General features: G+C 63.9%; 7 protein-coding genes. 4 read left to right on the top strand and 3 right to left on the bottom strand.

Annotated features, from left to right (window positions below):
* Window positions 1–312 (top strand): hypothetical protein (locus L8K08_RS30020; RefSeq protein WP_242201975.1); only part of this gene is annotated, 312 nt, incomplete at its 5' end.
* Between the two features lie 123 nt (window positions 313–435).
* Here the strand turns inward: L8K08_RS30020 and L8K08_RS30015 are convergent.
* Complete coding sequence (locus L8K08_RS30015; RefSeq protein WP_242201974.1) at window positions 436–1,158, bottom strand: pirin family protein; 723 nt, start codon at window positions 1,156–1,158, stop codon at window positions 436–438.
* A 180-nt stretch (window positions 1,159–1,338) separates the two neighbouring features.
* Between L8K08_RS30015 and L8K08_RS30010 the strand changes: the two genes are divergently transcribed.
* On the top strand, window positions 1,339–2,289 hold the full coding sequence (locus L8K08_RS30010) for a GlxA family transcriptional regulator (protein ID WP_242201973.1): 951 nt from the start codon (window positions 1,339–1,341) through the stop codon (window positions 2,287–2,289).
* A gap of 95 nt (window positions 2,290–2,384) precedes the next feature.
* Window positions 2,385–3,884, top strand: coding sequence for a winged helix-turn-helix domain-containing protein (locus L8K08_RS30005; protein ID WP_242201972.1), 1,500 nt, complete (start codon window positions 2,385–2,387; stop codon window positions 3,882–3,884).
* Here the strand turns inward: L8K08_RS30005 and L8K08_RS30000 are convergent.
* Both L8K08_RS30000 and L8K08_RS29995 read right to left on the bottom strand, forming a co-directional pair.
* Window positions 3,831–6,593, bottom strand: a complete 2,763-nt coding sequence (locus tag L8K08_RS30000; RefSeq protein ID WP_242201971.1) for a winged helix-turn-helix domain-containing protein — start codon at window positions 6,591–6,593, stop codon at window positions 3,831–3,833. The two genes, L8K08_RS30005 and L8K08_RS30000, sit on opposite strands and share 54 nt — an antisense overlap.
* Before the next feature lie 58 nt (window positions 6,594–6,651).
* Window positions 6,652–7,050 (bottom strand): AraC family transcriptional regulator, encoded by a 399-nt coding sequence (locus L8K08_RS29995; protein WP_145163655.1) that lies wholly within the window; start codon window positions 7,048–7,050, stop codon window positions 6,652–6,654.
* Between the two features lie 204 nt (window positions 7,051–7,254).
* On the opposite strand from L8K08_RS29995, the gene L8K08_RS29990 reads away from it, so the two are divergent.
* Window positions 7,255–8,163, top strand: coding sequence for a LysR family transcriptional regulator (locus L8K08_RS29990; protein ID WP_106580719.1), 909 nt, complete (start codon window positions 7,255–7,257; stop codon window positions 8,161–8,163).
* Window positions 8,164–8,325: the final 162 nt, after the last annotated feature.

Here is an 8,325-nt window from a genome sequence, read left to right as displayed (position 1 = left end):
ACGATCCGCACCGCCTTCAGCCAGGCCACGTTCCTGCAAGCGATCCGCACCGCCTTCAGCCAGGCCACGTTCCTGCAAGCGATCCGCACCGCCTTCAGCCAGACCACGTTCCTGCAGACGATCCGCGCCACCTTCAGCAACACGACGGTCCAGCAGACGGTCAGAACCGCCTTCGGCTACGGAGTTACCTTGCAGGCGATCCGCGCCGCCTTCAGCGACAACCGGGTGAGCAAAAGCGTTTGCAGCAAGTACCGAGAAAGCGAGGCTAAGCAAGAGTTGGCGTTTCATGGTGGTGTGCTCCGAGTGTTCTAGTTGGGTGCCGTTTGGCATGGGTTTGATGTTACGCGTTGGTTTTTTTAAGAGAACTTCATTGAGCTGATGGTGACTATCGACGCCAGCGATGACCCGTTTTGGGGCGGGTCATCGCGGTGACGGTCAAGGCATCTGCGGCCGTTCCTGAGGGCGCAGATCGAACACCAGCACCTCGGCATCCTCGCCGCGGCTCAGGCTGATCTGCCGTTCATCCCGCACGCGGGCGCCATCGCCTTCCTGCAAGCGCTGGCCGTTGACTTCAACACTGCCTCGGGCCACGTGGATGTACACATGGCGATCCGGCGGCACGTCCAGCGTCGCGGCTTCGTCGCCGTCGAACAGACCGGCATACACCCGCGCATCCTGGCGCACATTCAGCGAACCCTCGGCACCTTCCGGCGAGATTATCAATTGCAGGCGCCCACGTTTCTGCGCCTCGCTGAAGTGCACCTGTTGATAGCGCGGCTCGGCACCGATCACATTCGGCACGATCCAGATCTGCAGGAAGTGCACGCCCTGGCGTTGGCTATGGTTGAACTCACTGTGCGCCACGCCGCTGCCAGCGCTCATCAACTGCACATCGCCAGGGCGAATCACCGAGCCGGTGCCCAGGGTGTCCTTGTGTTCCAGGGCGCCTTCGAGCACATAGGAGAAAATCTCCATGTCGCGGTGCGGGTGCTGGCCGAAGCCTTTGCCGGCGGCGACGCGGTCATCGTTGATCACCAGCAGGTCAGAAAAACCCTGCTCGGCCGGGTTCCAGTAATTGGCGAACGAGAAGGTGTGAAACGACTTCAACCAACCGTGATTGGCGGCGCCGCGGTCCGAAGCTTTGCGAAGGGTCAGCATGGTCTTGTCCTCAAGTGAGAGCGGGCTGCGTGATGCAGGGCTCTTGCGTTGAGAAGAAGGTTAATGGTTAGCGTGAAATTCATTAAGAAGCTGAAATCTGAATAACTGTCTCTCTGAAGTTGACAGTAAAAGGCGTGCCATAATGTCGCCTCGACTTCCCTCTCGATGGACTTTCTCTGCATGAAAACCGTGGCCATGGCGCTGTTTCCGGACTTTTTGCTGCTCGATATGGCCGGTCCACTCGAAGTGTTTTCCATCGCCAATCGCTACCTGCCGGCGACCGCTCACTATCAGATCCTGACCATTGGCACCGAGCCTGGCCCGCTGCGCGCCTCCAATGGTGTGCAGGTGCAACCCGACCTGTTACTGGAGCAGGCCCACGACGCCTATGACCTGTTGCTGGTGCCGGGCGGCCCCGGTGCCTATAACGAATGCCATCCTGCGCTGCTGCCCTGGCTCAAGGCCGCCGCACCCAGGGCGCGACGCTTTGGCTCGATCTGCACCGGCGCCTTTGTGCTGGGGCATGCCGGGCTGCTCGACGGCCACCGCGTGACCACCCACTGGCATTACACCGAACGCCTGATCAAGGGCTTCCCCAAGGCTATCGTCGAGACCGATCGTATTTATTTGCAGGATGGACGCTTGATCACCTCCGGCGGGGTGACCGCCGGTATCGACCTGGCGCTGTCGGTCGTCGCCCAGGACCATGGCAAACAGGTGGCGGTGGACGTGGCCAAAGTGTTGCTGGTGGTGATGAAACGCCAGGGTGGCCAGGCCCAGTTCAGCCCGATGACGGCGGCTGTGGCGCCGTTGGAAACGGCGATCACCCGTGTGCAGAACCAGGTGCTGGCGCAGCTGGACCAGCCCTTTACCATCGATTCAATGGCCGCGCTGGCGGGCATGAGCGCGCGGCACTTCACGCGGCTGTTTGCCAAGGAGGTGCAGATGACGCCCATGGCGTTCCTGCAAGGCGCGCGCATCGACCGCGCCCGGCAGTTGCTGGAAACCACCGACCTGCCACTCAAGACCGTGGCGTTTCGCGCCGGGTTTGGCAGTGTGCGGCACATGCGTTTTCTGTTCACTGAAAAGCTCGGCCTGAACCCTACGCAATACCGACAACAGTTCAGTTAGCGACAGGATGTCTGTTTCGCGCACCTGATTGGCCGTGGCGCTCCCCGTGCCAGCATTGTCCTGTCATGGCGAGCTGGCAAGATAGCCACAGGCCCATGGAAAAGGATGCGCAAACGCCCAAGGCCGGGTGTTCCAGCGCTTTGACCCGCATGCACAACCCACACGCAGTCAGCTTTGGCCCCTACACCTTTCACCGCCAACAGCGCCTGGTCAGCAAGGCCGGCCTGCCGGTGCCGCTGGGTGGGCGTGCGCTGGATATCCTTGCGGTACTGCTGGAGACACCTGGGCAATTTGTGCGCAAAGACACGCTGATTGCCCGGGTCTGGCCGCGCAGCGTGGTGGAAGAGAACAACCTGCGCGTGCACATTGCGGCCCTGCGCCGTGCGCTGGACGGGCAGCGCTATATCCTCAATGAACCCTTGCGTGGCTACTGCTTTGTTGCGCCGGCCAGCGCCGCATCGGCGCTGCCCTGGCACAATCTGGCCGTGCGACTCAGCCCGGTGCTGGGCCGTGATGAGCTGTTGGGCACACTGGTGCGGCGCTTGTACAGCCAACGGCTGATCATGCTCACCGGTTGCGCTGGCGTGGGCAAGAGCACCGTGGCCCTGGCCCTGGCTGAACGCGTGTTGCCGCGTTATCGCGACGGCGTGTGCTGGGTGGATCTGGCAACGGTGCACGGGCCGACCCACCTGCTGCCTCATCTGGCCGCCACGCTGAACCTGCAACCCTGTGGCAGCGCCAACGCATTGGCCGAGCAGTTGGCGCTGCGCCAGCTGTTACTGGTACTCGACGGCGCCGATGTGTTGCTCGGCGCCTGCCGCCACCTGGTGCGCACGCTGCAGGCACACGCGCCGCAGGTGACGGTGGTGTTGACCAGTCGTGAAGCGTTGCAGGTGCCCGGCGAATGGGTGCAACACGTGCCCAGGCTGGCGCTGCCGATGCCCTCGGCCTGGCGCGGTGTCGAGCAGGCGATGGCCGCCGCGGCGGTCCAGTTATTTGTCGCACGGGTGCGTGCCGGTCAGCAGGGCTTTGTGCTGCGTGCCCAGGATTTGGCGCCACTGCGCGACATCTGCCGGCGCCTCGACGGTATTCCCCTGGCCCTGGAACTGGCGGCGGCCCAGGTCGATGCCCTGGGCATACGGGGTGTGCACGAGCAGTTGCAAAAAGGCTTGCAGGTGTTGACGCGCGGCCGGCGCACGGCAGTGGAACGGCACCAATCCCTGATCGCGGCACTCGACTGGTCGTATCAGCGCCTGAGCCTGCCGCAGCGCTGGCTGTTCCTGCAGTTGGCGCTGTTCAAAATGGCCGTGACCTTGCCGCGCTTGAGCGAGCTGGTGGCAGGCACCGAGCTGGAACACGCCGACCTGTCCTACCTGCTGTCGCGTCTGGCGGCCACCTCGATGCTGGCGGTGGAGCCGGGCCCCGGCCCTGCGCGCTACCGCCTGCTCAACAGCGTGCGCAGCTACGCCCTGGCGCTACTGCGCGACCCGCTGCAAGTCGCGCAATTGCAAAAGGGCTATGGGCATTACCTGGGCTCCCGTTCAGGCCGGCCGTTTGTCCTGCAACTCGTCGAGCAGGCGGCGTACGCAGACTAGGTCGTGGGTGGCAAAGCCTTCGTTGAATTGCTTGTAGAGGGCGTTCAACAGGTCGCGCGCCGCCTGCCGCCGTCCTTGGCGTTGCCATAGGCTTGCCAGCGACATTGCGCTGCGTAACTCCCAGGCCAGCGCGCCTTGCTGATGCGCCAGGGCCAGCGCCTCCAGCAGCAGCGTTTCGCGCGCGTGAAGGTCAGGTAACGCCTCGGCCCGCACGCGCAGAATCTCGGCGCTGCACCAACCGGCCGCGCCACTTCTGGCGCGCTCAAACACTTCATCATCTACGTCGATGGCGTTGAACGTCACCAGTGTGTCCCGGACCAGGCCCAGCCCTTGCAAATCCGCCTGCGGCGCCGTGCCCGCGTAGTGCTGCGCCCAGGTGTGAAACAACTGCACCGAGTGTTTTTGTGCCTGTTGCAGCAACAGGTCGAGCAACGAACGCGCCGCAGCGCTATCGCCGTTGTAGCGGGCGATCACCACGCCGGCCAGGGCCAGCGTGTAGCAGATCGAGGTGCCGTGGTTGATCTGCAGCGCCAGCTCCAGCGCCTGGTTGGCGGTACGCCAGGCACGCTCTGCAAAACCGCGCAGCCACAGGATGCGCGCAAGCATCGTCAGCGACGCCACACTCTGGTCGTATTGCACGCCAAAGCCATGGGTAAACCGATTGAGATGGCCGCTGTGGGCCATGCGCTGCATCACTTGTTCGGCGTTGTGCAGCGCCAGTGCCTGGTTGCCGGCAAAGTGCTGCGCCAGCACCCGCAGGCGCTGGGCGCTGAGGTCCAGCAAGGGCTCGGATTGTGGGCCGAGCTGATCGAAGTGCAGGCTCTGTGCCAACGCCTCACGGTAGTTGCCGCTGCACAAATTGACCGCCATATGGCCCGACACTGCCCGTAACTGGCCGGTGAGGTCGTTGCTCGCTTGTGCCAGGCGCAGTGCGCCGGCAAAGGCTTGAATGGTCTGTGGCGTGCTGCCCTGGGCGTGGTAGGAAAAACTGCCCAGCGCCAGCTGCAATTCCATCTGCAGGCGCTGGCTCGGCGCCGTTGACTGCGCCAGCCGCGCCAAGGCCTTGCCCACGTACAGCCCGTGCTCGTGCAGCAGCGACAGTTCCTGCCACAACGGCATCGCACTCACCGTAAGGCGAATACCCAACAGGTGCGCACCCACCTCGCCCAGGCACCAATCGAGGGCGGCGCGAATGTCTTCGCGCAGCGGGGCATAGCGGCTGATCCACACCTGGGTCGCGATCAGTTCCCAGTCCTCCCGGGCCTGTTCCATCAGCGCCAGGCAGCGCGCCGCGTGGCGCTCGCGGGTGGTCTCAAGCTCTGCGGCCACGCTGAGTTTTTCCAGCGCGTAGGTGCGGGTGATGTCGAGCAGGCGATAGACCACGTCGTCATCGCCAGCCTCGACGTTGAGCAGCGACTTGGCGACCAACTGGGTAATCGAGCCCAGCACCTCGTTCGGCGCGATGCGCTCCCCGGCGATCACCGCCGCTGCGCTGGCCAGGCTGAACCCGCCACGAAACACGGCCAGGCGCCGCAGGCAAATCTGCTCGCAGGCCGTCAGCAGCTCGAAACTCCAGTCCAGCGTGGCGCGCAGGGTTTGCTGACGGGGCAGGGCGCTGCGCCGGCCACGCACCAGCAGGCGAAAGTTGTCTTCCATCTGCACCAGCAGCCCCGGCAGGCCGAAGCGCTGGATCTGCGCCGCCACCAATTCGATCGCCAGGGGAATGCCGTCCAGGCGCTGGCAGATATCAATGGCCAGCGGCAGTTGCGCTTCGCTGAGTTCAAAACGGTCTTGATGGGACATGGCGCGTTCGATCAGCAGCTGCAACGCCGGGTAGCCGAGGGCCTGGGCACGGTTGCCGGAGGCGGGCGGGCAGGCCAGCGGTTCGAGGCGCTGCACGTATTCGCCTTCGGCCCGCAGCGCTTCGCGGCTGGTGGCCAGGATATGCACGTGGGGCGCGTGGCGCAGCAGGGTTTCGCTGATCAGGGCGATGTCGTCGAGCAAGTGTTCGCAATTGTCGATCACCAGCAACAGCTGACGCGCGTGCAGGCTGCGGGCGAAGGTCAGCAGCGGCTCATGTACTTGGGGCGTGAGGTCGAGCAGCGCGGCGAGGTTGGGCAGGATCATCGACGGCGCGCTCAGCGGTGCCAGGTCCAGCAGGCGAATGCCGTCGCGGTAATGCCCGATCAGCAACTCGGCCACCCGCAGCGCCACGGTGGTCTTGCCGATGCCGCCTGCGCCGGTCAGGGTGATAAAGCGTTGCTGCGGCAGTTGCTGCACCAGCGCATCGATCAGCGCCTGGCGACCGATCATCCGCGTGCGCCGCAGTGGCAGGTTATGGCCCTGGCTGTGGGGCGGGCCGTCGGCAGGAATCGTCATCGGTTCGATGCTCAGTGGCGCAACAAAACTGTAGCCGCGCTGGGCCACGGTGACGATGTAGCGCTGGCCGGCCTGGCCGTCGCCGAGTGCCTTGCGCAACGCCGCCATGTGCACCCGCAGGTTGCCGTCTTCCACCACCGTTTTCGGCCAAACCCGCGCGATCAGTTCCTGCTTGCTCACCACATTGCCGGCCTGCTCCAGCAGGATCAGCAGAATCTCCACCGCACGCCGTCCCAGTCGCAATGGGCGACCGGCCTCCAGCACCAGGCGTTGGCGCGGGTGGATGCGGTAGGGGCCGAAATGCACGGCCTGGTCGCTGAGGTCACTCATGGTGGCCCATGCTCGGGAAAAAGGGTTTGGCCAGCATATTCCAGGTGCGTACAGACCACTAGGCCGCAATCACGTGCGGCTTGTGACGCAAGTGGTGGTTTCGCCAGGTCATCGGGTTGACGCCTTCGCTGCGCGTGAACATATGGCAGAAGTGCGCCTGGTCGCAAAACCCGCATTCCAGGCTGATTTGCGTGAGGCTCAAGGAAGAGCCGGTGATCAGTTCCTTGGCCCGCTGGATACGCTGTTGGCGAATCCACTCCTGCGGCGACAGCCCGGTGGTGCACTTGAAGGCGCGGGAGAAGTGGCTGCGCGACAGCGCGCACGCCTGCGCCAGGTCGGCAATTGCCAGGCTTTCGCCGAGGTTGGCAAGGATCAGTTGTTTGGCAATGCGCTCGCGTCGGGGGCATAGGCCGCCGGTCGCGGAGAAGCGTGGAGCACAGTACTCAAGTCGGGCCATGACAAATATCCGTAGTCGATGGGAGCGTTCCCGGTGAATGGATCCAGTGTAGACCGCTTCATTTTTGGCGCCGGACCGTCTGGCTGACGAGTTAATCGTTGTTAATTTCGCCAGGTCATGGCGCGGAAAAGACAGCACAGGCGTGCAATCGCCGCATGGCGGTCTCTGCTTATCTGGCGGCCTGAAAACCGTTTGGAAGCCGCCATGAACCGCAACGACTTGCGCCGCGTCGACATGAACCTGCTGGTGATTTTCGAAGCATTGATGTTCGAGAAGAACCTGACCCGGGTCGCCGAGAAGCTCTTTATGGGCCAACCGGCGGTGAGTGCGGCGCTTGGGCGCTTGCGGGATTTGTTCGACGACCCGCTGCTGTTGCGCAATGGGCGGGGCATGGAGCCCACGCCACGGGCGCTGGCGATACTCAAGGAGTTGCAACCGGCCATGGACACCATTTCCGGCGCGGTCAGCCGCGCCAAGGATTTCGACCCTTCCACCAGCTGCGCGGTGTTTCGTATTGGTTTGTCGGATGATGCGGAGTTCGGGTTGTTTCCGCCGTTGCTCAGTCAACTGCGTGAGGAGGCGCCGGGGATTATCGTGGTGGTGCGTCGGGCCAACTACCTGTTGATGTCGGCGTTGTTGGCCAGTGGGGAGATTTCGGTGGGGGTGAGTTACACCACGGAATTGCCGGCGAATGCCAAGCGCAAGAAGCTGCGCGATATTCCGTGCAAGGTGCTGCGTGGGGATGACGGGGAGGCGCCGCTGACCTTGGATGATTACTGCGAGCGGCCCCATGCGATGGTGTCGTTTTCGGGGGATTTGAGCGGCAATATCGACCTGGACCTGGCGCGGATTGGCCGGGCGCGCCGGGTGGTGTTGGCGGTGCCGCAGTTCAGTGGGTTGCGGGCGTTGTTGGCGGGCACGCGGATTATTGCGACGGTGCCGGATTATGCGGCCTGTGCGTTGACTGAGGGGACGGTGTTGCGGGCGCAGGATCCGCCGTTTGAGATTGAGGCGGCGGAGTTGTCGATGGTTTGGAGTGGGGTGCATGATAATGACCCGGCGGAGCGGTGGCTGCGGTCGCGTATCAGTGAGCATATGTCGCGGGCGGTTTAGGCGTGGCGGCCTCTGGGCCGACCAGGTGGGGGGTTGGGGTGGGTGTATATCCGTTGCTGCGGTAACGGCCACTGGCGGTTCCGCTCTTACAGCGGGTCACTTTTGGCAAACGCCCCAAAAGTAACCAAAAGGTCTTTGCCCCACCACTCGGCACCTCGCCTG

It is taken from the genome of Pseudomonas sp. TREG-RG-20F-10-E-6-01 (assembly GCF_022662455.1).
Classification (GTDB): Bacteria; Pseudomonadota; Gammaproteobacteria; order Pseudomonadales; family Pseudomonadaceae; genus Aquipseudomonas.
Note: the sequence above shows the minus strand (reverse complement) of the source record. Positions and strands in the feature narration are given on the sequence as shown.